The sequence below is a fragment of the Micromonospora sp. LOL_023 genome (assembly GCF_048060115.1).
Taxonomy (GTDB): Bacteria; Actinomycetota; Actinomycetes; order Mycobacteriales; family Micromonosporaceae; genus Micromonospora_E.
The window spans coordinates 1-1,692 of the sequence record NZ_JBHMIM010000152.1 but is presented as its reverse complement, the minus strand read 5'-3'; the positions used below and the strand labels follow the sequence as shown (position 1 = coordinate 1,692).

The window sequence follows — 1,692 nt, the reverse complement described above, 5'->3', positions numbered from 1 at the left end:
GCCCGTACCAGCGTCCCTGTGGGCGTACCGCCGTTTGTGGCTGCGTGCGCAGGGCGGGCGGCCCGACCTCCGCGCCCCCGTTCGGGGTCGGGCCGCCCATCCCACCTTCCTCACCGAACCGCGATGTAGCGGCGATCCCGTGACCTTCGAAAGGGCGGTCCCACCCGTGCGCAGACTTCTCGACCGTGTCCTGTTCCCTCGGCGTACCCGGCGGCAGTCCCGGCTGCTCGCCAGCCTCGCCGACCAGACCCGACCGGCCGCCCGGCCTCCCGCCGCTGCTGGTGGCGGTGGGTCGCGTCCGCCGGCCCGGCGCGGCGGCAACGCCGGCACCCACCTCTACTACGGCGCCAGTGTGGTGCGGCCGTCGATCAGCCCTGGGCTGGTCCGCGACCGGCGGTTCGCGGTCCGCACCCGGCGTGGTTGCGACCCGATCGAGGTACGCACCTTTCTGCACCTGGTCGCCGACGAGTTGACGGCGGTGCGGGCCGAGTTGGCGGCCACCCGGGACGAGAACGTGCGGATCAAGCAGGCGTTGCGGGACTGGCAGTCGCAGCAGTTCCAGGCCGGGATGCCGGCCTGACCCGGTCGACCCGGCCCGCCGGTCGGTTGACACTGTGGACGATGCAGGGAGAGGGGTTCGTTGATGCTGGATGTGGTGCTCGCCTCGGCTGTCGCGTTGCTGGTCGGCGTGGTGGTCGGGTTCGGTTTGTGTCGGCATCGGCACCGCTGGTGTCCCGGCTGTGGCCGTACCCTGACCTGCCCGGCGTGTCCGACCGGCGGGCTGCTGCCCGCGCAGGTCGAGGCGGCCGGGCGTCGGTGGGCGCCGCAGCCGGCGCGGACCGTCACCCTGCGGCGGACCTGGGTGTGGCCCGGCCGGTCCCGGCGGCGGGCCGGGCGGTGACCGCGCGGGTGGTGGCGGTGGCGGCCGGGTCGGGCATGTGGCGTGGCGTCCGTCGTGGCGGTGCCGGGCCTGCCGCCGGCCGTGGCCGTGCGAGCCGGCCCGCGCGGAGCTGCTGGCGAGCTTCGACCGGATCGGCCGCTGCATGTGCGTGGCTGAGCGCGCCGCCGAAGCCGCCCGTGACCTGCCCGGCCTGACTCCGGCGCAGACGTACGTGCGGTTCATCGCGTGGGCGCGGCGGCGGGGGCCGGCATGACGGTCTACCGCGCCCAGGCCACCGCCGCCGCCTCGGCCGCTGTTGCTTCCGGTGGTGGGGTGCCGGTGCCGGCTGCGGCGGTACGGGTCCGGTCGCCGCTGCTGGCGGACGAGTTCTTCCTGTTGGCGGCTGATGATGTGACGGGTCGGCCGCGTCTGCCGGCCGGGCCGGTCGGGTACGGTCTGGCCGCCGCCCTGCTGGCCGACCTGGTCGACGCGGGCGCGTTGCGGGTGCACGATGGCCGGTTGTGGCTGGCGGCGCGGCATGTGCCGGTGGACGCGCTCGGCGGCTGGATTCTGCGTTGGCTGGCGGCCGAGCCGGGGCATCGGCGGGTAGGGACGTGGTTGGCGTTGCTGGCGCCGCGGGCCCACGGCCAGGTCGCGCGGCGGCTGGCAGAGGCGGGCGTGGTCCGGCCCCGGACGGTACGCCGCCGGCTGCTGACCACCGCCGTGGTCCATGTGCCGGCGGACATGAACCGGGCCGCCTGGGCCTGGGCCCGCCTGACGATGCGGTTGCGGCGGGGTGAGCCGTTGCCGGC

At 75.8% G+C, this 1,692-nt stretch carries 4 protein-coding genes; all 4 read left to right on the top strand.

The genetic code is table 11. The annotated features are described in order from the left end of the window. Nucleotides 1-580: hypothetical protein (locus tag ACFHVL_RS31205; protein WP_416632212.1), on the top strand; the 580-nt coding region annotated here is incomplete at its 5' end. A gap of 63 nt (nt 581-643) precedes the next feature. Next, nucleotides 644-901, top strand: coding sequence for a hypothetical protein (locus ACFHVL_RS31200; RefSeq protein WP_416632211.1), 258 nt, complete (start codon nt 644-646; stop codon nt 899-901). A gap of 37 nt (nt 902-938) precedes the next feature. Beyond that, the gene (locus ACFHVL_RS31195) at nt 939-1,154 is read left to right on the top strand and encodes a flavin reductase (RefSeq protein ID WP_416632209.1); all 216 of its coding nucleotides are present in this window, start codon (nt 939-941) and stop codon (nt 1,152-1,154) included. Beyond that, a partial coding sequence (locus tag ACFHVL_RS31190; protein ID WP_416632208.1) for a GPP34 family phosphoprotein occupies nt 1,151-1,692 on the top strand: 542 nt, incomplete at its 3' end. The genes ACFHVL_RS31195 and ACFHVL_RS31190, both read left to right, overlap by 4 nt.

Excerpts from the sequence above, each read along its gene's own strand:
- ACFHVL_RS31200 (WP_416632211.1), top strand. The coding sequence starts at position 644 with ATGCTGGATGTGGTGCTCGCCTCGGCTGTCGCGTTGCTGGTCGGCGTG.